Origin of the sequence: Sulfitobacter sp. EhC04 (assembly GCF_001650875.1) — a bacterium.
GTDB lineage: Bacteria > Pseudomonadota > Alphaproteobacteria > Rhodobacterales > Rhodobacteraceae > Sulfitobacter.
In genome coordinates this window covers 27786-48538 of the sequence record NZ_LXYI01000045.1, presented here as the reverse complement: position 1 = coordinate 48538, position 20753 = coordinate 27786, and the positions used below count along the sequence as shown (strand labels likewise).

General features: G+C 62.5%; 20 protein-coding genes. 11 read left to right on the top strand and 9 right to left on the bottom strand.

Going from position 1 to position 20753, the window contains the following annotated elements:
• Positions 1–51: 51 nt before the first annotated feature.
• Complete coding sequence (gene dksA / locus A8B82_RS17655; RefSeq protein ID WP_082899357.1) at positions 52–507, bottom strand: RNA polymerase-binding protein DksA; 456 nt, start codon at positions 505–507, stop codon at positions 52–54.
• A gap of 136 nt (positions 508–643) precedes the next feature.
• On the opposite strand from dksA, the gene A8B82_RS17650 reads away from it, so the two are divergent.
• From A8B82_RS17650 to A8B82_RS17620, 7 genes are all read left to right on the top strand, one after another.
• Positions 644–1483, top strand: coding sequence for an AAA family ATPase (locus A8B82_RS17650; protein WP_067295393.1), 840 nt, complete (start codon positions 644–646; stop codon positions 1481–1483).
• A 370-nt stretch (positions 1484–1853) separates the two neighbouring features.
• Entirely contained in the window at positions 1854–3224 is a 1371-nt protein-coding gene (locus A8B82_RS17645; protein WP_067295391.1) for a DUF2927 domain-containing protein, read from the top strand.
• Between the two features lie 16 nt (positions 3225–3240).
• Complete coding sequence (locus A8B82_RS17640) at positions 3241–3411, top strand: apolipoprotein acyltransferase (RefSeq protein ID WP_067295388.1); 171 nt, start codon at positions 3241–3243, stop codon at positions 3409–3411.
• 3 nt (positions 3412–3414) lie between these two features.
• Positions 3415–4602: a vWA domain-containing protein gene (locus A8B82_RS17635; RefSeq protein ID WP_067295386.1), complete on the top strand. Its 1188-nt coding sequence runs from the start codon at positions 3415–3417 to the stop codon at positions 4600–4602.
• A 247-nt stretch (positions 4603–4849) separates the two neighbouring features.
• The gene (locus A8B82_RS17630; protein ID WP_067295384.1) at positions 4850–5278 is read left to right on the top strand and encodes an OsmC family protein; all 429 of its coding nucleotides are present in this window, start codon (positions 4850–4852) and stop codon (positions 5276–5278) included.
• A gap of 126 nt (positions 5279–5404) precedes the next feature.
• Complete coding sequence (locus tag A8B82_RS17625) at positions 5405–6553, top strand: cytochrome P450 (protein WP_067295382.1); 1149 nt, start codon at positions 5405–5407, stop codon at positions 6551–6553.
• 72 nt (positions 6554–6625) lie between these two features.
• On the top strand, positions 6626–7309 hold the full coding sequence (locus A8B82_RS17620) for a M48 family metalloprotease (protein WP_067295380.1): 684 nt from the start codon (positions 6626–6628) through the stop codon (positions 7307–7309).
• A 55-nt stretch (positions 7310–7364) separates the two neighbouring features.
• Here A8B82_RS17620 and A8B82_RS17615 read toward each other — a convergent pair whose 3' ends face one another.
• From A8B82_RS17615 to A8B82_RS17595, 5 genes are all read right to left on the bottom strand, one after another.
• The gene (locus A8B82_RS17615; protein WP_067295377.1) at positions 7365–7907 is read right to left on the bottom strand and encodes an RSP_2648 family PIN domain-containing protein; all 543 of its coding nucleotides are present in this window, start codon (positions 7905–7907) and stop codon (positions 7365–7367) included.
• Positions 7907–9142 carry an RSP_2647 family RNA methyltransferase gene (locus tag A8B82_RS17610; RefSeq protein WP_067295374.1) on the bottom strand — a complete coding sequence of 412 codons (1236 nt, stop codon included), beginning with the start codon at positions 9140–9142 and terminating at the stop codon, positions 7907–7909. Before A8B82_RS17610 ends, A8B82_RS17615 begins: the two co-directional genes overlap by 1 nt.
• Before the next feature lie 44 nt (positions 9143–9186).
• Positions 9187–9855: a DUF6778 family protein gene (locus tag A8B82_RS17605; protein WP_067295372.1), complete on the bottom strand. Its 669-nt coding sequence runs from the start codon at positions 9853–9855 to the stop codon at positions 9187–9189.
• 522 nt (positions 9856–10377) lie between these two features.
• The gene (locus tag A8B82_RS17600) at positions 10378–10656 is read right to left on the bottom strand and encodes a hypothetical protein (RefSeq protein ID WP_067295369.1); all 279 of its coding nucleotides are present in this window, start codon (positions 10654–10656) and stop codon (positions 10378–10380) included.
• Positions 10653–13454: a glutamine-synthetase adenylyltransferase gene (locus A8B82_RS17595; protein WP_067295366.1), complete on the bottom strand. Its 2802-nt coding sequence runs from the start codon at positions 13452–13454 to the stop codon at positions 10653–10655. Before A8B82_RS17595 ends, A8B82_RS17600 begins: the two co-directional genes overlap by 4 nt.
• Positions 13455–13482: 28 nt before the next feature.
• On the opposite strand from A8B82_RS17595, the gene A8B82_RS17590 reads away from it, so the two are divergent.
• From A8B82_RS17590 to A8B82_RS17575, 4 genes are all read left to right on the top strand, one after another.
• Entirely contained in the window at positions 13483–13965 is a 483-nt protein-coding gene (locus tag A8B82_RS17590) for a YbaK/EbsC family protein (RefSeq protein WP_067295363.1), read from the top strand.
• A 128-nt stretch (positions 13966–14093) separates the two neighbouring features.
• Entirely contained in the window at positions 14094–14504 is a 411-nt protein-coding gene (locus tag A8B82_RS17585) for a DUF2852 domain-containing protein (protein WP_067295361.1), read from the top strand.
• A gap of 90 nt (positions 14505–14594) precedes the next feature.
• Positions 14595–15020: an RDD family protein gene (locus tag A8B82_RS17580; protein ID WP_067295358.1), complete on the top strand. Its 426-nt coding sequence runs from the start codon at positions 14595–14597 to the stop codon at positions 15018–15020.
• A gap of 129 nt (positions 15021–15149) precedes the next feature.
• Entirely contained in the window at positions 15150–15971 is an 822-nt protein-coding gene (locus A8B82_RS17575) for an arginyltransferase (RefSeq protein WP_067295356.1), read from the top strand.
• 176 nt (positions 15972–16147) lie between these two features.
• Here A8B82_RS17575 and A8B82_RS17570 read toward each other — a convergent pair whose 3' ends face one another.
• The 3 genes from A8B82_RS17570 to A8B82_RS17560 form a co-directional block, all read right to left on the bottom strand.
• Positions 16148–18502, bottom strand: a complete 2355-nt coding sequence (locus A8B82_RS17570) for a TRAP transporter large permease (RefSeq protein ID WP_067295353.1) — start codon at positions 18500–18502, stop codon at positions 16148–16150.
• 27 nt (positions 18503–18529) lie between these two features.
• Positions 18530–19420, bottom strand: a complete 891-nt coding sequence (locus tag A8B82_RS17565; protein ID WP_067295349.1) for a TRAP transporter small permease subunit — start codon at positions 19418–19420, stop codon at positions 18530–18532.
• A gap of 113 nt (positions 19421–19533) precedes the next feature.
• Complete coding sequence (locus tag A8B82_RS17560; RefSeq protein ID WP_067295346.1) at positions 19534–20625, bottom strand: TRAP transporter substrate-binding protein; 1092 nt, start codon at positions 20623–20625, stop codon at positions 19534–19536.
• Positions 20626–20753: the final 128 nt, after the last annotated feature.

Genomic DNA, 20753 nt, shown 5'->3' with positions numbered 1-20753 from the left:
CGCCGGGGCATTTGCCCCGGCGAAGGTATCCTTGATACTGCGGTCCGCCGCTCACTCGTCTCGGTGTACCTTCTCGCGTCGCTCATGCTTTTCCTGCGCCTCAAGGCTCATCGTGGCGATGGGCCGCGCATCCAGCCGTTTGAGCGAGATCGGGTCGCCGGTGACCGAGCAATAGCCAAACTCACCCTCGTCGATCCGCCGCAGGGCCGCGTCGATCTTGCCCACCAGCTTGCGCGCGCGATCCCGTGTGCGCAGTTCAAGCGCGCGGTCAGTCTCTTCGCTGGCGCGGTCGGCCACGTCCGGAATGTTCCGCGTACCGTCCTGCAACCCTTCGATGGTGTCGCGGCTGCCTGCCAGCAATTCGGATTTCCAGTTCAGCAGCTTGCGACGAAAATATTCGAGCTGCCTGTCATTCATGAATGGTTCATCTTCGGCCGGCGAATAATCGTCCGGCAGGAAAACTTCCTGTTTCATCGATTGTCCCTCAAGTGTATTTAGACCTGGCATTGTGAGACTTATCTCCCCGAGATCGCGCCCTGCCGCAGCGTCTACCTCAGCCTTTCAGTTTTGTCACTACACAATCCTTTTGAATTTTGGTTAAAGGCTTCAAGCCAAACTCGGGATCACAGAGGATTGAAAGCAAATGAAATTTCAAGGCACCGCCGATTACGTCGCCACGGACGATCTGACGATCGCGGTTAATGCCGCCGTGACATTGGAACGTCCCCTGCTGGTCAAGGGCGAACCCGGAACCGGCAAGACGGAACTGGCACTACAGGTTTCTGCGGCGCTGGGTCTGCGGATGATTGAATGGAACATCAAATCGACCACAAGGGCGCAACAGGGCCTTTACGAATACGATGCGGTCAGCCGGTTGCGCGACAGCCAGCTTGGCGAAGAGCGGGTGCATGATGTCAGGAACTACATTCGCAAGGGCAAGCTCTGGGAGGCCTTCGAGGCCGATGAAAAGGTTGTCCTGCTGATCGACGAGATCGACAAGGCGGACATCGAATTCCCCAACGACCTGCTGCAGGAACTCGACAAGATGGAGTTCTACGTCTACGAGACCGGAGAGACGATCAAGGCGCGTCAGCGCCCCATCGTCATCATCACCTCGAACAACGAAAAGGAACTGCCCGACGCCTTTCTGCGCCGCTGTTTTTTCCACTATATCCGTTTCCCCGAAATGGAGACGCTGAAAAAGATCGTCGAGGTGCACCATCCGGGGATCAAGCAGAACCTGCTGACCACCGCGCTGACGCAGTTCTACGAAATCCGCGATCAGGCCGGGTTGAAAAAGAAACCCTCCACCTCCGAAGTACTGGACTGGCTGAAATTGCTGTTGGCCGAGGACATGGAAGCCAACGACCTGAAAAAGGACGGCAGCAGCGCGCTGCCCAAGCTGCACGGCGCCCTGCTGAAAAACGAACAGGACGTGCATCTGTTTGAACGGCTTGCCTTCATGGCGCGCGGACAACGCTGACGGGACCGGGGCTGCCGAAGCCCCGGCCGTTGTCCGGCAAGGAAACGGTGCCTTTGCGCCGCACGAGAAATGGGATGATGACCGCAAGACGGCGGTCTTCGCCACCCAGAAACGGGCGTCAGCAGGACCATATGCTGACCTAAAAGCCACATCGCGCCGGACTGCCCCAATTTGCGGGATTTGCCTCCATTTTGCCTCAATTGCTCCCTAGTCAAGACGGGTTGGCAGGTGAAAAGGGCCGCAAATCGACAGCTAAAAAGCGCAGGCAGGCAAAAATGACCCTCAGGACCCCTCAATTGGCGCAGGCATTCACCGCGACGCCAGATGGAAAGATTTTCGGCAACCCCTTGTTCAACCAAGGGTTCTTTCTGTGAAAGGTCGCGTCTTCCTGCCGCTTGTGTTGCTGTTGAACGCCTGTGTCCCTGCGTCCAATCCCGATGTCGCCACCCGCGCGGCCTTTGACACCTCGGCCAGCAGCCTGCCGCCGATGAAGAATTTTGCAACCAGCCTGCCCGAGGCCCCCGTCCGGTCCAACAACGATCTTGCGCTCGATTTCATTGAACTGTCCTTTCAGATGGAAAGCGGTCGCAGCCTGCCGGTGCTGACCCGGTTCGAAACGCCGATTTCTCTGCGGGTCGCAGGCAGCCCCCCGCCCACGCTGCTGCCTGATCTGCGGCGCTTGATCGGGCGTCTGCGCAATGAGGCCAGGATCGACATCCGCGAGGCGCGGTCCGGCGAAGCCAATATCACCATCCAGGCGGTCAGCCGCGAAGAGATCCGCCGGGTTCTGCCCCAGGCTGCCTGTTTCGTGGCCCCCAACGTGTCCACGATCGAGGAATACCGCAGTGCGCGCCGGCAGGCCAAGACCAACTGGACCTTGCTGAAAAGCCGCGAAAAGATCGCGATTTTCCTGCCCAACGATGCCAGCCCCCAAGAGGTGCGCGATTGCCTGCACGAGGAACTGGCCCAGGCGCTGGGACCCTTGAACGATCTCTACCGGCTGCCCGATTCCGTCTTTAACGATGATAACGTCCATACGGTGCTGACCGGCTTCGACATGCTGATCCTGCGGGCCTATTACGACCCCGCGCTGCGCTCGGGCATGACGCGGGGCCAGGTGGCCGCCGCCCTGCCCGCGATTCTGGCGCGTATCAATCCACGCGGCAACCGGCAGGCAGCGCGCTATGCCACCCGCACCCCGCCGGAATGGAGCAAGGCGATCCAGACCGCGCTGGGGGGCCGGTCGCTTTCCTTTGCCAGCCGTCAGGCCGCCGCACAGGACGCCATCCGGATTGCCAGCGCGATGGGCTGGCAGGACCACCGCCGCGCCTTTGCCCATTACGCCATGGGCCGCGTGATGCAGGCCAGCGATGCGGAAATGGCCCAGAAACACTATCTGATCGCCGACCGCTACTATGCGATGTCTCCGGGCACCAGGCTGCACCGGGCCTATGTCGCGACCCAATTGTCGGCCTATGCCATCACCAAGGGTGACGGCAACCGTGCCCTGCGGCTGATCGCCCCACATGTGGACACGGCGATCCAGTCGGAAAATGCCGCATTGCTGTCCACCCTGCTTTTGCTGCGCGCAGAGGCGCTGGAACTGGAAAACCGCCCGACAGAGGCCCGTGGCGTCAGGCTGGACAGCGTCGGCTGGGCGCGCTACGGCTTTGGCCCAGACTGGGCCGTGCGGGCCAAGCTGCGCGAGATCGCCTCGCTGAACCCGCTCAAGGGCTCGTAACAACGGGCGGAAGAATATGATCGCAATCGTTATGGCGCTTGTCGGGGCCCTGATCGGCGGGCTGACCGCACGCAAGCGCGCGGGTAACCGCAAGGACATTGCGCAATACGCCGCAGGTTATGGCATTGCCTTCATGATCGTGGGGATGGTCCTGACCGTTCTTGTCGACCGCATGTTGCTGGGCTGACCGATGTTTCTTCCCTTCTTCGAACAGCTACGTGCTCACAAGGTTCCCGTGTCGATGCGGGAATTCCTGGCCTTCCTGGACGGCATGGCCGCCGGAATCGCCACCTATGACGTGGAGGCGTTCTATTACCTCGCGCGGGTGTCGATGGTGAAGGACGAGCGCAACATCGACAAATTTGACCAGGCCTTTGCCGCAGCGTTCAAAGGCTTGGAAAACATAAGCTTGGACGACGTTCTTGAAGCTGTCGACATCCCACGCGACTGGCTGGAAAAGATGGCGGAAAAGCATCTCACCGACGCCGAAAAGGCCGAGATCGAAGCATTAGGTGGCTTCGACAAGCTTATGGAAACGCTCAAGAAACGCCTTGAGGAACAGAAAGGCCGGCATCAGGGGGGCAACAAGTGGATGGGCACTGCCGGCACCTCGCCCTTCGGTGCCTATGGCTACAACCCCGAAGGCGTGCGCGTCGGCCAGAAGGAAAGCCGCCACCAGCGCGCGACCAAGGTCTGGGACAAGCGCGAATTCCGCAACCTTGACGACAGTGTCGAACTGGGCACGCGCAACATCAAGGTGGCGCTGAAACGCCTGCGCCGCTGGGCCCGCGATGGCGCGGAGGAGGAGCTGGACCTGAACGGCACCATCCGCGCCACGGCGGAACACGGCTATCTGGACGTCAAAACCCGCCCAGAGCGGCGCAATGCGGTCAAGGTGCTGTTGTTTCTCGACGTGGGCGGCTCCATGGACCCGCATGTGAAGGTGGTGCAGGAACTCTTCAGCGCGGCCAAGGCCGAGTTCAAGCATTTCGAATATTTCTACTTTCACAACTGCCTCTACGAAGGCGTCTGGAAGGACAACCGCCGCCGCTGGGATGCGCAACTGAGCACCCATGAGATTCTGCGCACCTATGGCCCTGATTATAAATGCATTTTCGTTGGGGACGCTTCCATGTCGCCCTATGAAATCGCCTATCCGGGTGGTGCCAATGAGCACTGGAATGCCGAAAGCGGCGCCACATGGCTGACCCGCGCCCGTGACCAGTGGAACAGCAGCCTCTGGATCAACCCGGTGCCGGAAAAATACTGGCCCTACACTCAATCCATCTCGATGATCCGCGATATTTTCGGCCCCGAGGCGATGGTCCCGATGACCCTTGAAGGCCTGTCGCGCGGGATCAAGACGATGACGCGCTGAAGCCGCGCTTTTGATCTTCCGGCGAAGCCGTCGGGTCGGCGGGAAATCCTGCGGTGTATGTGGAGATTATTTTCTTTTTAAAACAAGAACTTGAACCAATAACCTAAAGTGATACGTGAACATGTCGGGTCACCCCAACCTGCCGCCGGTTCGCGATCATTCGCCTTTTTGTACCAAACTGTCTGCGTGACGGAACGCAAAGCGCATCGGTGCGTTGATCTTGCGGAAAAAAGGAAAGGACGACATCATGGCAATCAAGAAATCAGGTTCGGCAAAATGGTCCGGCGATCTGAAAACCGGCAAGGGGTTTGTTTCCACCCAGACCGGCGTGCTTGCTGATCAGCCCTATGGCTTCAACACACGCTTCGAGGACGGCAAGGGCACCAACCCCGAAGAACTGATCGGGGCGGCACATGCCTCCTGTTTCTCCATGGCGCTGTCCATGGTGCTTGAGGGACATGACCTTGTCGCCGACAGCATCGAGACCAAGGCAACCGTGCATCTGGAGCAGAAGGACGGCGGTTTCCACATTCCCAAGGTGCATCTGGACGTGACGGCAACCATTCCGGAGGCCACGGAAGAGCAATTTGCCGAAGCGGCCAAAACCGCCAAGGAGAATTGCCCGATTTCCAAACTGTTGACCGCGGAAATCACCATGGATGCCAAACTGGCCTAGGGCCGCGCAGACCGCGCTTGCCGCAAGCATCCCGCCTGTCAGCCCCCTGAATGGCTGACAGGCTTTGGTGATGCCCGCCGCTTAAATACAGTTGGCCCCCGACTGCGCCTGCCCTAGGATCGCCGCATGTCCAATGCGCCTGTCTTTTCGCTCGACCCCGCCAGCTTTGCCGCTGATCCCTATCCCATACTGGCCCGGATGCGGCGGGAGTCCCCCATCGCCTATGTGCCGGAACTGGACGCAACCCTGCTGACCCGGCGCGATGACATCCACCGCGAGGAAAAGCGGATCGAGGTGTTTTCCTCCCGTCAGCCAGACGGCCTGATGACCCGCCTCATGGGCGAGAACATGATGCGCAAGGACGGGACCGACCATCAGGCGGAGCGGCGCGCGCTGTTTCCCGCGCTCAGCCCGCGTACTGTGGCGCAGCACTGGGCACCGGTCTTTGAAGCATCGGCCCGGCGCATTCTTGAGGATCTCGCGCCGCGCGGCTCCTGCGACCTGGTGGCGGATTATGCCATGCCGGTCTCTGCTTCGGCGCTGATCGCCATCACCGGGCTGTCCGAAATGTCCTGTGCGGAAATGGACCGGGTCAGCCAGCACATGATCGACGGCTGCGCGAATTACACCGGGGATGCCGGGATCGAAGCGCGCTGTCACGCGGCCACCGCCTTGATCGACAGCCACATCGGCCGGGCATGTGCCAACCCCGCCCCGATGAGCGCCCTTGCCGTTCAACAGGACGCAGGCCTGCCGATGGACAGCCTGCGCGCCAATATCAAGCTGGTGATCTCGGGCGGGCAGAACGAGCCGCGCGATGCCATCGCCGGCATTGTCTGGGCCTTGCTGACCCATCCCGAACTCTTGCAGCGCATCCAGCGTGGCCAGAACAGCTGGCAAGACGCTTTTGCCGAATACGCGCGCTGGATCAGCCCCATCGGCATGTCGCCCCGCATCGTGGCGCGTGCGGACCTTGTAGGCGATGTGCAGTTTGATCCCGGCGACCGGGTCTTTTTGATGTTTTCCTCCGCCGGGCGGGACGAGGCGCATTTTGACCGACCGGATGATTTTGACATCACCCGCGACACCGGTGCCGCCATTCCCTTTGGCGCTGGGCCCCATTTCTGTGCCGGGGCCGCCGCCGCGCGCTGGCTGATCACGCAGGTGGCGCTGCCATTGCTGTTCGACGCGCTGCCGTCCCTGCGGCTGACCGGCCCGGTGCCCTTCAAGGGCTGGGCCTTTCGCGGACCGACCGCCATGCCGGTGGCATGGTGAGGGCAAACGCCCGTCACGGCAATATCCCGACAAACCGCTTGTCCCCGCACGGCCTGCCCCCATATTGAACCTATGATCCGTGTCCTTCCCATCCTTCTGGCCATTCTCTATGCGCTGGCGATGTATCGCTTTTCCACCTGGCGCACGGCGCGGGAACTGGATGCGAAATCGACCCGGCTGGCCGATCCCGCCCTCAAGGAAGTCAGCGACAGGCTGGCGCGCGCGCTCGATCTGCCGCTGATCAAGGTGCATATCTACGAGATCGACCCGGTGAACGGGCTGGCCGCGCCAGACGGGCGCATCTTCATCACGCGCGGGTTCTACAACAAGTTCCGGTCGGGCGAGGTTTCTGCCGAAGAGATTGCATCGGTGATCGCGCATGAGCTGGGCCATGTGGCGCTGGGGCATTCGCGGCGGCGGATGATCGACTTTTCCGGCCAGAATGCCATCCGCACTGTGCTGGCCATGGTGCTGGGCCGTTTTATACCGTTCGCCGGCGTCTGGATCGCCAATATGATCACCACGCTGCTGGCCGCGCGCCTGTCGCGGGGCGATGAATACGAGGCGGACGCCTATGCCGCGGCGCTGCTGACCAAAGCCGGGATCGGCCTTGCCCCGCAGATATCGCTGTTTCGCAAGCTGGAGGCCCTGACGCAAAGCAATCATGGCACCGCGCCTGCGTGGCTCCTGAGCCACCCAAAGACCAACGAGCGGGTGGCAGCACTGCAAAAGCTGGAAGCGCGCTGGAACCGGTGAGGCTGCCGAAAAATTGGAATTTTTCGGGCCGGAATTTTTGAAAATTCCGCCCGCCCTACCGTGTCAGCGCCTTGCCCAGACGCGGCAGACGCGCCTTTTTCAACAGCGCGCGCATGTCCCATGCCTCGCCCGACAGTTCCCTTGCCGTCCGCAGGACGTTTTCGGCCACGCTGGTGATCTTACTGGGATGATCCTGCCAGAGCCTTGTCAGAAAGTGATCCGGGTCGATCCTGTCCAGCCCTTCCTCGGCCAGGGTTCCCTTGGGAAAATCCTTGGCATTCAGGGTCATGATAGCATCGACACCGGCATCCACCGCGACCGCCAGGACATGAATGTCATCCGCGTCCGGCAGCCAGAGCCGCGCGGCAACACCGGGGGCCGCAGGGCGTTCCGCCGCAGGCCAGTCGCGGCGCAGCAGGGCGATTTCGGCGCGCGCCTGTGCTTCGCCTTCCGGACCCAGCTTGATGGCGGCACGGGCCCATTCCTCAAGGATGCGCGCCGACCAGACCGGTTCGAACAATCCCTGCGCCGCCGCGCCCAACACCATTTCGCGCATGACCGTCGGATACAGCACGCAGGTGTCGATCAGCACCCGCATCAGAGGCGGAAGAACAGCGATTTCAGATAGCCGCTTTCGGCCAGTTGCGGCAATTGCGGGTGGTCCGGGCCGGCAAAGCCGGTGTGCAGCAACACGCCTTTGCGCCCCGCGCGCCCGATGCCGCGCACGCTGGCGACGCGGAACTGTGACAGGTCGGCGGCGTGTGAACAGGAACAAAGGCCCAGAATGCCGTTCTCGGCCACCAGCGGTGCAGCCAGCCGCGCGATACGCTCATAAGCGCGCAGGCCCGCCTCCAGCGCGGGGCGTGCGGGTGCGAATGCCGGGGGGTCGCAGATCACCACGTCAAATTCGGCACCTTGCGCGCGCAGATCGGTCAGCACGTCAAAGGCATCGCCTTGCCGGGTCTCGAACCGATCGGCAAATCCCGAGGCCTCTGCCCCGCCCTGCGCCAGTTCCAGCGCCGGGGCCGATCCATCCACTGCCAGCGCGCTTTGCGCACCCGCCGCCAGCGCCGCAAGGGAGAACCCGCCGACATGGGCAAAGACATCCAGCACGCGGGCACCCCGCGACAGGCTGGCCGCAAAGGCGTGGTTCGGGCGCTGGTCATAGAAAATGCCGGTCTTTTGCCCGCCGGTGAGGTCGGCAAGGTAGGTGGCCCCGTTCATCTGGACCGGCACCGGGCCGGTCGGGGCGCTGCCCGCCAGCACCGCGTTCACATCGTCCAGCCCTTCCAGCGCACGGGTGCGTCCGGCGGCGTTCTTGAGCACATGGGTCACGCCGGTGACAGCAACCAATGCCGCGCAAAGCGGCTCCAGCAGCGCCTCGGCCCAGGCCGCGTTGGGTTGCACCACGCAGGTGTCGCCGAAACGGTCGATCACCACACCGGGCAGGCCATCCGCCTCCGCATGGATCAGCCGATAGAACGGTGCATCGAAAAGCTGCGTCCGCAGGTGCAGGGCGCGGGTGATGTGGCCCTCGAACCAGCGCTGGTCGATGATTGCCGCCGGATCGCGGTCAAGGACGCGGGCGATGATCTTGGAATTCGGGTTGACCGACACCAGCCCCATCGGCTGCCGGTCGTTGTCTTCCAGCAGCGCCAGCGTGCCGGGGTCCAGCTTGCGGGTCCGGCGGTCGGTGACCAATTCGTTTGCATAGACCCAGGGAAAGCCGTGGCGGATGGCGCGGGCATTGGCCTTGGGCAAAAGCCTCACGACGGGCAGATCTCCCGAAGGTGCTGCGTCAGAGGGGCGGGAGGGGGAAAGGGGCGCTGTCATAGCGCCCCGTCTAGTGCTTTACCGCGACCTGTGAAAGCCCGGAATTATTCGGTCAGGGCTGCCAGCTTGCGTTTCGGCGCCGGTGCCACCGAGGGCTTGGCCAATTCCTGGCGGATCACCTCGGCCAGGTAGCCGCTGACGCGCACGATCTGGGTCTGGCCCCGGCGGTCGGCTTCAAGCGCCTGCTTGCCGCCAAAAGCGGGCAGGTTTGCCTCGACCTGCCGGGTCGGGGCCAGCGGCAGACCGGTTGCCGCCGAACGGACCGTCAGGTTGAATTCCATGTTGTGCACACCGCCCACGCTGTAGCGGGTCTTTTCCGTGACCGAATGAAACCGGGTCACCTCGACGTCCAGCACCACGTCCGATGTGCCTTGCATGTCCCTGGTGCCGTGCAGAAAGGCCTGTTCGAAGATTTTCTGGACCTGTGCGTGGCGGTTGCCGATCGGCTCGCCGCGCCAGACGATGTCGGCACGCGGATAATAGACGTTTGCCTCGGACACCTTGAGGTTGCCCGGCACCCGCACGTTGATCGCGGAAACCTTGAGCGATTGCGGCAGGGCCATCTGCGGCTGCGCATCCGGCGCGACCTGCTGAAAGGCCAGTTGCGGGGTCGCCTCGAAGGGTGCGTTCCGGCTGGCGATATCCGGCACGGACGAACAGGCAGAAACCATTGCACCCAGTCCAATCGCGGCAATCACTTTCAAAGTCTTCATCAGGTCCTCCTTCGGGGCAACGCGAGGTCGCCCGGCTGTGGCGTTGAGGGACATTCACCTGAAATTGAGGCACCTTTTAGCCAAAACGTAATTGATAATGGGGCCATTCGGCGGCGGCATCGACATCCTCAGTCAATATCAGGCGCGTCAAGAGCGGACGTTCAGACTGAGCAGGTCAGGTGCCCGTTACGCGGGGCGAAGCGGCCGTTGATCAGAGGAACGCGAAGCCCGGAACAAGCCGAAGGCGATGGCCCGGCTTGCGCTCTATGTCGGCGGTGGAGAGAGACTCGAATCTGACCTTCACCGCGCGTTCCGCGAACGGCAGTTTCCGGTCGTTGCGAAAGCAAGCCTCTCGGCTTTGGCTGACAACATCTGTCGGTCTTCCGGGCATTTGCGTGATCGCATGACGCAACTCGGCCGCCAGAGCGTCCGACCTTGAACATGAACCACTTGTTCGCTGCCTTCGCCTGCGGCGGGGCGCGAAAAGTGATCTGCGATGCTTCAGGTTAAAGGCCGGACGTTCTAGTTGCGGGTCCGACCGCGCCAGCCGCCCCGGCGTCTGGGGGCCGTCATGCCGCCCTGCCCCTCGCGCAGCACCTGCGACATCGGGTGATCGGGCGCGTCACCGGCATAGCGGTCCAGCAAGGTCTTGATCGCGGCACCCGTGTCCTGTTCCAGCGGCAGGCTGAGCGCCCAGTCCAGAAAGATCGAGCGGCATTCAGACAGGGTGATCCCTTCGATCTGGTAACTTTCGTGTATCAATGCCTTGGGGTCCTCTGCCGTGCCTTTTGCTTTGCTCATGCGGTTTCAGCCCCTTTTGGCCTGGAAAAGGCATGGTCGATCACGGCCGCCGCCGCGTCATAGGTTCTGGTGACCTCCGCCTCAAGGCCGCACAGATCGGGCGCGTTCAAGGTCCGGGCCAGAAAAGCCGCACCCGCCTGGCCCAGCGTTTCCTCCACCAGCGGCTTGGCCGACAGCAGTCGGCCTGCGCATTGCAGCGCCCAGCAATGGCCGTAGGCCTGTTTCAGCGTCTTGGCCCCCTGTGCGTCGATCAGCCCCACGGTGCAGGCGGCGGTCAGCCCGTCAGGAATATGGCGCGCGGTGGTCCCGGCCAGCAACGCCCCGGCCTGGGCCAGAAGTTCGATGTCCTGCAACCGCCCCGGCCCGATCTTGGCATCCCACGGGCCTGACGGGGCCTTGGCCTGGGCGATCCGGCTGCGCATCTCAGCCACTTCGGTCTGCACCTTTCCCGGTTCGGTGGGCCGGGCGAGGATTTCATCGCGCAGCGCATGAACCGCATCTGCCAGGTCGGACGGCCCTGCCACAACTTCGGCGCGGGTCAGGGCCAGATGTTCCCAGACCCAGGCCTCTGCCCGCTGATAGCTTTCAAAGCTGGCCAGCGAGGTGGCCACCGGCCCCTGATTGCCCGAGGGGCGCAGGCGCATGTCGATCTCGTAAAGCTTGCCCTGCGACATCGGCGCGGTCATTGCCGTGACCATGGCCTGGGTCAGCCGTGCGTAATAGCTGCGCGAGGCGAGCTGGCGGGGGCCATCAGAGGCCTCTTGCCCCTGCGCGTCATAAATCACCAGCAGGTCCAGATCGGAGGTCGCGGTCAGCCGCCCTGCCCCCAGCGACCCCATCCCAAGGATCACAGCGCCCCGCCCCGGCGGCGGGCCATAGCGTTCGGCGAACTGATCCACCACCACCGGCCAGAGACAGGTCAGGACCGCACGGGCCAGATCGGCATATTGGCGGCCCGCCGTCTGCGCATCGGTCAGGCCGCGCAGCAGATGCACCCCGATGCGGAAATGCCATTCACGCGCCCAGCGGCGGGTGCCGTCCAGCCGCGCCTCGTAATCGGGTTCGCGGGCCAGAACTTCGGACAGGGCCTCGGTCAGGGCCGCCTGCCCCGGCCAGTCGCTGAAAAAATCGCCACCAATCACCGCATCCAGCACCTGCGCGTTGCGCGACAGATGCGCCGCCAAGGCCGGTGAGGTGCTGACCACGTCGATCAGCAGGTCCGCCAGTTGCGGATTGGCCCCGAGCAGGGAAAACAACTGCACCCCCGCAGGCAACCCTGCCAGAAAACCGTCAAAGGCAAGCAAGGCTTCGTCCGGCTTGGCGGCATCCGCAAGTCGTGCCAGCAATTCCGGCTTGAGCCGCTCGAAAATCGCTGCCCCCCGGACCGAGCGCAGCGCAGGATAGCTGGGCCAGCGATCCAGGATTGCGCTGTCAAAGGCATGCGGTTCGACGGGCGTTTCCGCGCCCTTGCGCGAGGCGGCAAAGAACCCTTCGGTCATTTCGTGCACCGCACTCAGGCGGCGGTGCAGATCTTTCTCCAGCGCCCGCACGTCCATGTCCATCATCGCCGCCAGCCGCGCAAACCCGTCCTCCGAACCCGGCAGGTCATGGGTCTGTGCATCGCGCACCATCTGCAAGCGATGCTCCACCGTGCGGTGGGCGCGGTAATGGTCCGTCAGGGTCTCAGCCACGTCCTGCGGCACCCAGCCCTTTTCGGCCAGCACCTTGAGCCCGGCACAGGTGCCGCGCTGGCGCAACTCGGGGTCGCGCCCGCCTGCGATCAACTGCCGGGTCTGGGTAAAGAACTCGATCTCGCGGATGCCGCCGCGGCCCAGCTTCATATTATGCCCCGGCAGGGTGATCGGCCCGCCCAGCCCCTTGTGCTCGCGGATCGCCAGACGCATGTCATGGGCATCCTGAATGGCGGCAAAATCCAGATGCCTGCGCCAGACAAAGGGGCGCAGATCCTCAAGGAACCTTTCGCCCGCCTTCACGTCCCCCGCACAGGGGCGCGCCTTGATATAGGCGGCGCGCTCCCAGGTCCGGCCCAGGGATTCATAATAGCGCTCGGCGGCTTCCATGCCCAGACAGACCGGGGTCACCGAAGGGTCGGGACGCAGCCGCAGGTCGGTCCGGAACACATAGCCCTGCCCGGTCAGATCGCCAAGCGTGGCCGCCATCGCCCGCGTGGCGCGCACAAAGGCGCTGCGGGCCTCGTGAAACACCTCCGGGTCGAACCGGGTCTCGTCAAACAGGCAAATCAGGTCGATGTCAGAGGAATAGTTCAGCTCATGCGCGCCCATCTTGCCCATGGCCAGCACCACCATGCCGCCTGACTCCCCCAGATCGTCCAGTGTCACCCCCGGCAGCTTGCCACGTTTGACCTGCACCACCAGCCCCGCGTGCAATGCCGCAGCACAGGCCGCATCGGCATAATCGGTCAGCGCACCTGTTACCTGCTCCAGCTCCCAGGCCCCGCCCAGATCGGCCAGCGCCGCCATCAGGGCCACGCGCCGCTTGCCCTGCCGCAACCCGTCTGACAGGCCTTCGGGTGCCAGTTCGCCCGCGCCCCGGATCACCGCACGCAGCGCGCCTTCCGGGTCGGCAACGGCATCCGCCAGCCAGTCGCGTTCCTTTTCCAGCAATCCCGCCAGATAGGGCGCAGAGGCCCCGGCCCCGACGGCAAGGTCACGGACACGCGGCGGCAGGTCGCCCGCCAGCGCCTTGATATCCGCCACACGGCCCTGATCATGGGGCCGCGGGCATCGGGTGACACGGGCTTCGAGCGTACTTGTCATGCCCCCAGCTTTGCGACAGTCTGCGGCCATGAGCAAGAGCCTGAAACGAGTCCGCGCCGCCCTGGATGCTGCCGGTGTTGCTGTCGACATCCGCGAAACCATCCTGGCCCGCACCGCCGCCGATGCTGCCGCCGCCGTGGGCTGCGAGATCGACCAGATCGCAAAATCCATCGCATTGCGGGGCGAAAGCTCCGGCGACGCGGTGGTCTTTATCACCGCCGGGGGCAATCAGGTTGACCTGGCCGCCGCCACCGCCCTGGCCGGAGAACCCCTGGGCAAGGCCGATGCCGCGCTGATCCGGGCGCAGACCGGCTTTGCCATCGGCGGGGTTTCCCCGGTCGGCCATATCAATCCCTGCCGCATGTGGTTTGACCGGCGCTTGCTGGATTTTGCAGAAATCTGGGCCGCAGCCGGCACGCCGCACCACGTTTTTCGCCTGACACCGCAGGAAATGATGGCAATTTCGGGCGCGCAACTCGCTGATTTCGCTCAAATTTCAGAGAAAATGTAAAAAGTATTCACATAGACCCTTGCAAGAATCGCGGCAATGCCCATCTTGGATGATGTAAAAGGCATTCACATAAGACCTTTTGATCCCGAGGCCGCAGTCAGGCCTTACCACGCAGAAAGGCTTGTCACATGACGACCATGACCGATACTTCTAGCTACGGCACCCGCCAGAACTGGTTCGCCCGGACCGAGGGTTGGCTGGACGACAAGGGCAAAGGTGCCTGGATCGCCGCGATGGTGCTTGGCTTCATCTTTTTCTGGCCTGTCGGCCTCGCCCTTCTTATGTACATGATCTGGAGCAAACGCATGTTTTCCGGCCCCTCCTGCGCCAAGCGCAGCAAACGCACGATGATGAGCACCCGCAACACCGGCAACGCCGCATTCGACGCCTACAAGGCCGACACCCTGCGCCGTCTTGAGGAAGAGCAGACCAATTTCGAATCCTTCCTGGAGCGGCTGCGCGAAGCCAAGGACAAGGCCGAGTTCGACCAGTTCATGGACGAGCGCGCCAAACGCAGTGATGGCCCGGCAGAGGCCTGAAACACCACGGGGCGGCCCCTGTCCGGGCCGCCCCATTCTTCCACCGCCCCCGGACCCTGCCGGGGGCCTTTGCGCCCCATAGGACCAGCAATGACACCCGACCCTTTCGACCAGCCGGAATTCTACGACGGCATCCTTGCAAAGCGCTTTTTCGCCTGGGTGGTGGACTCTATCCTGATCGTCGTTCTGTGCCTGCTGGTGCTGCCGTTCACCGCCTTCACCGGCGTGTTCTTTTTCCCCGCGCTGATTCTGGTGATCGGGTTTCTCTACCGGCTGGCAACCCTTGCAGGCGGCTCGGCCACATGGGGTATGCGCCTGGTGGGAATGGAACTGCGCGACGGACAGGACCGGCGCTTTGACGGCGGCACCGCCTTCCTGCACACAATGGGCTATACGGTGTCGGTCGCTATGGCCCCGCTGCAACTGATCTCGATCGTGCTCATGATCACCTCCGCACGTCGGCAGGGGCTGACCGATATGCTGATCGGAAGCGTGCCGCTGAACCGGCGCGCATGAGACCGGGTAAATAAGACCGGGCAAATCTGTCTGGGCAAATCTGTCTGGGCAACTCTTTACCATTTTATTAAATGGCCCCTTGGCGCGTGGCGGGACGGCGGTTATCATTTCGTCAACCAAAGGATCTCCATGCGCCACACTCTTCCGCTCACACCGCAGTTCTATGTGACCGCGCCGCAACCCTGTCCCTATCTAGAGGACCGGATGGAACGGAAATTGTTCACGGCCCTGCAGGGTGAGGCCGCGACAGAACTGAATGACAGCCTGTCCGCGCAGGGGTTTCGCCGCTCGCAGAACGTCCTCTACCGGCCCTCCTGCGCCGATTGCGCCTCCTGCCTGTCCGCGCGCATCGACGTGGCCGCCTTCAAACCGTCCAAGGGCCAGAAACGCACGCTGAAACGCAACCGGCATCTGGTGCGCCGGGCGACCTCGCCCTGGGCGACAGAAGACCAATACGCCCTGTTCCGCCGCTATCTCGACAGCCGTCACGCGGACGGCGGCATGGCGGACATGGACATCTTCGAATTCGCCGCAATGATCGAGGAAACGCCGATCCGCAGCCGGGTGATCGAATATGTCGACCCCGACAGCGGCGCGTTGATCGGCGTCTGCCTGACCGATGTGCTGGCCGACGGGGTCAGCATGGTCTATTCCTTCTACTCTCCCGACCTGCCCCGCAACGGGCTGGGCAATTACATCATTCTCGATCACATCGAGATCGCCCGCGCGGCGGGCCTGCCCTATGTCTATCTGGGCTACTGGGTCCCCGGCAGCCCCAAGATGGGCTACAAGGCGCGCTTCTCCGGGCTGGAAATCTACCTTGGCGGTCGCTGGGAAAAACTGCGCGACCCCGAAAGTTTTGAGCCGGAACAACACCCGCTCAGCAACGATCCGATTGCCGAACAGGTGGCCAATATCGCCCTGCCCGACATGGCGCGCCACCGCCGCTGACAGGCGCAGGGGCCTTCCCGCTTCTTTATGCCAAAAATACTCAGGGTGTCCGGGGGACAAAGTTCCCCGGCAAATATTGATTTGGGGCGAAGTCCTCCGGTATCATCTGAATCGCATGAGGGCGCCCATCGGGCGCCCTCTGCTTTGGCCAATACCTTGCGCTGTCGCGCGACGCCTCAGTTCGGCATCAGCTCCGGTACGATGGTCACAATCGCCGGGAAGAACCACAGGATCGCCAGCCCCGCCACCTGGATCAGCACGAAGGGCACGATGCCACGATAGATGTGCTGCGTCGTGACGCTCGCCGGGGCGACCCCGCGCAGATAGAACAGCGCAAAGCCGAAGGGCGGCGTCAGGAAAGAGGTCTGCAGGTTCACCGCGATCATGATCGTCACCCATTTGGGGTCAAAGGTGCCACCATAGATCACCGGCCCCACGATGGGGACGACGATGTAGATGATCTCAAGGAAGTCGAGCACGAAGCCCAGGATAAACAACACCAGCATCACAAGCAGGAAGACCGTAAGCTCGTTGTCGAAAGACCGCAGGAATTGCTGAATGTAATGTTCGCCGCCAAAGCTGATCACCACGAGGTTCAGCAATTGCGAGCCGATCAGGATGGTAAAGACCATCGAGGTGACCTTGGCCGTCTCCCGCACCACCGGCGTCAGCACGCCAGAGGTATATAGCACCCAGCAAGCGAACAGCAGCCCGAACACGGCATAGATATAGGCACCGTATGCCACAAAGAAGGCGACCCAGCTTTCAAAGCTCACCCCGTCCTGGTTGATCCGCAAATCGAAATTCACGCCGACCAGGATGCAGATGATGATCGCCAGCGTTGACCAGATGATGATCTTGGGGCTGCGGTCCTGGTCCTTGAGCTTGCGATAGGCCGCCAGCATGATCGCACCGCCCGCCCCCAACGCCGCAGCCGGCGTCGGGTTGGTGATCCCGCCCAGGATCGACCCCAGCACCGCAACGATCAGCATCAGCGGCGGGAACACCACCCGGATCAGCTCGTTGCGGGCGCATAGCTTGGTGGCATAGACCACCCCGTACATCGCCAGGGCAAAGGGCAGCGCCATCAGCACCACCATCACCCCCGATGAGGTCACCGGCCCGATCAAAAGGATATCCACCAGCACCATCAGCACCAGGCCGATTGCGCCGAGGATCAGCGGCCTGCCATCGGCAGAGGGTGACACACCCCGTCCGGCGCTCAGCACCAGACCCAACAGCACAACGATGATCGCCACGCCGGTCCCGATGGGGGCCGCGGCGGCAATCTTGGCCGCAGTTTTTTCTGCAAGGGCTTCGGTCGACAGCCGCTCGCTGGTTTGAACACCGCCTGCCGCGTCGATCTCGGCCTGTTGCGCCACCGCGCGATCCCATTCTTCCTGCCCGTGCAGGTCGATCATCGCGGCCTGACAGTCCGGTCCCACATTGGTCCGCAGGCTCGCGGTATCCCCGGATTCAGAGAAGCTGGACACAATCGTCGACTGGCTGCCAACCCCGCCGAGGTTACCCAGCAGGATGGTCCCGACAATCAGCAACGCAGGCGCGCCGATGAACCAGGTAAAGGCTTCGCGGCGGGTGATTGCCTCGCTGCTGGTTGTGCCCAGTTCGACCGCCGGGGCCTTTTCGGGATTAAGCAGCGCGTAGCAGAAGGCATACAGCGCATAGAGCAACGCCAGCAGAATGCCCGGCAACAAGGCCGCCTGAAACAGGGTGCCCACGGAAACCACCGCAGGTTCACCGAGGAAGGTCAGCGCGTCGCTACAGCCCGCAGCGGTGGCCCGCGCCTCCTGTGCGGCGGAATAAAGGTCGCCCGCCAGCGTCCCCAGCAGAACAATCACGATCGAGGGCGGAATGATCTGCCCCAACGTGCCGGAGGCCGCGATGACCCCCGTTGCCAGTTCCGGCGAATAGCCGCTGCGCAGCATCGTGGGCAGGGCCAGCAGACCCATGGTGACAACCGTGGCCCCGACAATCCCGGTTGAGGCGGCAAGAAACGCGCCCACAACCACAATCGACACCGCCAGACCGCCCGGCAGCGGCCCGAACACCCGCGCCATCGTGGTCAGCAGGTCATTGGCGATCTTGGAGCGTTCCAGGGTGATGCCCATCAGAACGAACATCAGCACCGCCAACAGTGTCTCGATGCTCTGGCCCGCAAGCACGCGTTCGTTCATCCGGTTGACGATAAAGCTAACGTTCCGGTCCAGCGCGGTTTCCCAGCCCTGCGGGAAGACCGACTGCGCCACCCGCGGCAGGTCAGGGTATCGGAAGATGGATATCGCGTCGTTCTTGACCCCTGTATTGACCAGCGCCCGATAGGCATCGGATGAGGTGTCGATGGCCTGGTGGATCAGCAGACCGGCGCTGTCCATCGCCGCGATGATCCCGAAAGAGATGATCCCCGCGCCGCCGATGGCAAAGGCCACCGGAAACCCCGAAAGGATGCCACCGAACAGACAGATGAAAACGATAAGCAGGCCAACCTCGACCCCGTCCAGACCAAACAGCATGGGATGTCCCCTGATTACTTGCCGAAATTAATGGGTGCCTTCATAGGCTTCTTCGCCCTCGCCGAGCGAGTCGCGGTCGAGATAGCGGCCTTCGCTTTCCGGGCCCTCACGTAGTTCCCGCCAGGACCGATAGGCCACCGCAATCGCTTGCAGGAAGACCATCGCGCAGAACAGGCACAGCAGGACCTTGAACAGGAAATACCCGTTGAACCCGCTGGGGCTGAACCCGGTAGTCTCCACGTTCCAGCGCAACGCGCGGGCCTTGTTGACCAGCCGGTCCAGCGAATCCGAGGCCGATGGATTAGGCACGATCAGGTGACGCCACATGAAGAACCAGCCGTAAAGCCATGTAAGCACAGCGAAAGGCATCATGAAAAAGATCGCGCCGAACATGTCGAGGATCTTTTTCGTGCGGAATTTCACGCCGGCATAGATCAGGTCCACCCGCACGTGCCCGCCCTGCACAAAGGTATAGGCCACGCAGAAGACAATGATCATCGCGTTATAAAGCTTCAGCTCCTCCGCGTACCATGAGATGTCGAATTGCAGCGGCACACCAAAACCGATGACGATATCAGGCCGGGCAAAGATGCGTTGCATGAAGACGATGATGATCTGTTGCAGCACCATGATCAGCCCCGCCCAGGCAAAAAACCGGCCAAGCCCGTTTGCAAATCCTTCAAGGCCCCGCACCACGGCCCACATGAGCTTGGGTCGCAGCATGCAGATGACCGTGAGGATCAGCAGCACGTCGAAGATCACAAAGAACAATTCGATCGACGCGCCGTAATAGACAAATCGCATGATCGCCGTCTTGTCGCTCCAGTCCAGCCAGAGCCCCGGATGGGTCACGGCGTAGCCGAAGTTGTAGAACGCCATCGCGATGTTGGAAAAGAACCACCATATGCCATCAAGCATCTAGACGGACTCCCGTTTGATTGCGCCAACACAGGCCGCGCCACCCCTGGAGGTGTCGCCGCCCGTGCCAAGTCTCACCGGAAAACGGCCCCCGTGTCGGGGGCCGTATCTGGTTACTCCATCGCCGCCAGCACGCGGTTACGCTCGGTGGCGTATTTGCTGTCAGACACCGCCAGCCATTCGCCGGCTTCACGCATCGACTTCTGGGCCGACTCGTGAATTTTCTTGAACAGGTCGTCACTGGTGAACTCGTTCAGAACCTCGACGGAGGCCTTGCCGAAGGCATCCCAGATGTCATCCGAGAATTCCAGGACCTGCGCGCCGCCGGACTTCAGACGTTGCAGCGCCGGACCGTTGTTGGCGATGAACAGCGCATAGTTCTGCTGGTGCGCATCGGCACAGGACACTTCGATGGCGCGTTGCTGCGCAGGTGTCAGGCCTTCGAACACATCGAGGTTGGTCGCGACCGACAATGCCGCACCCGGCTCGTGGAAACCGGCAGGATAGTAGTAGTCGCAGACTTCCTGCAGACCCAGCTTTTCGTCGGACCAGGGGCCGATCCATTCGGTGCCATCCAGCGCGCCTGTGGACAGGGCCTGATAGATTTCACCGCCCGGCAGAACCTGAACGGAGGCACCCAGCTTGGACAGCGCCTGACCACCAAGGCCCGGCATACGGAACTTCAGACCGTTGAAATCGGCAGCCGACTTCATTTCCTTGCGGAACCAGCCGCCACCCTGCGCGCCGGTCTGGCCCGCGATGAACGACTTGATGCCAAAGACTTCGCCCAACTCGTGGTGCAGCGCCTTGCCGTCCTGACCGTAGTACCATGTCATGATTTCCGGCGCGGTCATGCCGAAGGGCACAGCGGTGAAATAGGCAAACGCCGGGTGCTGCCCGGTAAAGTAGTAGTCAGCGCCATGATACATGTCGGCCTGGCCAGAGGTCACAGCGTCGAACACCTCGAACGCGCCGACGAGTTCGCCCGCACCTTTCGGGTCGATGGTGATCTGACCGTCTGTGATGTCAGAGACGTTCTGCACCACACGCTCGACCGAATCCCAGACACCAGCAAGGCCGCGGGGCCATGTGGTCACCATTGTCAGTGTGCGTTTGCCCTGTGCATAGGCGGGTGCGGCCAATGTGGTCGCTGCAGCGGCGGTGCCGCCAAGTGCAGACGTCTTCAGAAATGAACGACGGTCCATAGGTAGTTTCCTCCCGGATAGAATGCCCGTGTTGCCCTTGGGGCCACGGATCGTTGCGAATGACCGCACTTTAGCGCTCAACCGGCAATTTGGAACACCTTCTTCTGTCTTGACGTCCATAAGATGGA

What these genes read in the sequence shown, in the direction of transcription:
- A8B82_RS17590 (WP_067295363.1), top strand. Translation starts at nt 13,483, where the DNA reads ATGAGCAAGAGCCTGAAACGAGTCCGCGCCGCCCTGGATGCTGCCGGT.
- A8B82_RS17610 (WP_067295374.1), bottom strand. Translation starts at nt 9,142, where the DNA reads ATGACAGCGCCCCTTTCCCCCTCCCGCCCCTCTGACGCAGCACCTTCG.
- A8B82_RS17565 (WP_067295349.1), bottom strand. Translation starts at nt 19,420, where the DNA reads ATGCTTGATGGCATATGGTGGTTCTTTTCCAACATCGCGATGGCGTTC.
- A8B82_RS17615 (WP_067295377.1), bottom strand. Translation starts at nt 7,907, where the DNA reads ATGCGGGTGCTGATCGACACCTGCGTGCTGTATCCGACGGTCATGCGC.
- A8B82_RS17595 (WP_067295366.1), bottom strand. Translation starts at nt 13,454, where the DNA reads ATGACAAGTACGCTCGAAGCCCGTGTCACCCGATGCCCGCGGCCCCAT.
- dksA (WP_082899357.1), bottom strand. Translation starts at nt 507, where the DNA reads ATGCCAGGTCTAAATACACTTGAGGGACAATCGATGAAACAGGAAGTT.
- A8B82_RS17640 (WP_067295388.1), top strand. Translation starts at nt 3,241, where the DNA reads ATGATCGCAATCGTTATGGCGCTTGTCGGGGCCCTGATCGGCGGGCTG.
- A8B82_RS17600 (WP_067295369.1), bottom strand. Translation starts at nt 10,656, where the DNA reads ATGAGCAAAGCAAAAGGCACGGCAGAGGACCCCAAGGCATTGATACAC.
- A8B82_RS17635 (WP_067295386.1), top strand. Translation starts at nt 3,415, where the DNA reads ATGTTTCTTCCCTTCTTCGAACAGCTACGTGCTCACAAGGTTCCCGTG.
- A8B82_RS17630 (WP_067295384.1), top strand. Translation starts at nt 4,850, where the DNA reads ATGGCAATCAAGAAATCAGGTTCGGCAAAATGGTCCGGCGATCTGAAA.
- A8B82_RS17580 (WP_067295358.1), top strand. Translation starts at nt 14,595, where the DNA reads ATGACACCCGACCCTTTCGACCAGCCGGAATTCTACGACGGCATCCTT.
- A8B82_RS17605 (WP_067295372.1), bottom strand. Translation starts at nt 9,855, where the DNA reads ATGAAGACTTTGAAAGTGATTGCCGCGATTGGACTGGGTGCAATGGTT.
- A8B82_RS17570 (WP_067295353.1), bottom strand. Translation starts at nt 18,502, where the DNA reads ATGCTGTTTGGTCTGGACGGGGTCGAGGTTGGCCTGCTTATCGTTTTC.
- A8B82_RS17560 (WP_067295346.1), bottom strand. Translation starts at nt 20,625, where the DNA reads ATGGACCGTCGTTCATTTCTGAAGACGTCTGCACTTGGCGGCACCGCC.
- A8B82_RS17625 (WP_067295382.1), top strand. Translation starts at nt 5,405, where the DNA reads ATGTCCAATGCGCCTGTCTTTTCGCTCGACCCCGCCAGCTTTGCCGCT.
- A8B82_RS17585 (WP_067295361.1), top strand. Translation starts at nt 14,094, where the DNA reads ATGACGACCATGACCGATACTTCTAGCTACGGCACCCGCCAGAACTGG.
- A8B82_RS17620 (WP_067295380.1), top strand. Translation starts at nt 6,626, where the DNA reads ATGATCCGTGTCCTTCCCATCCTTCTGGCCATTCTCTATGCGCTGGCG.
- A8B82_RS17650 (WP_067295393.1), top strand. Translation starts at nt 644, where the DNA reads ATGAAATTTCAAGGCACCGCCGATTACGTCGCCACGGACGATCTGACG.
- A8B82_RS17575 (WP_067295356.1), top strand. Translation starts at nt 15,150, where the DNA reads ATGCGCCACACTCTTCCGCTCACACCGCAGTTCTATGTGACCGCGCCG.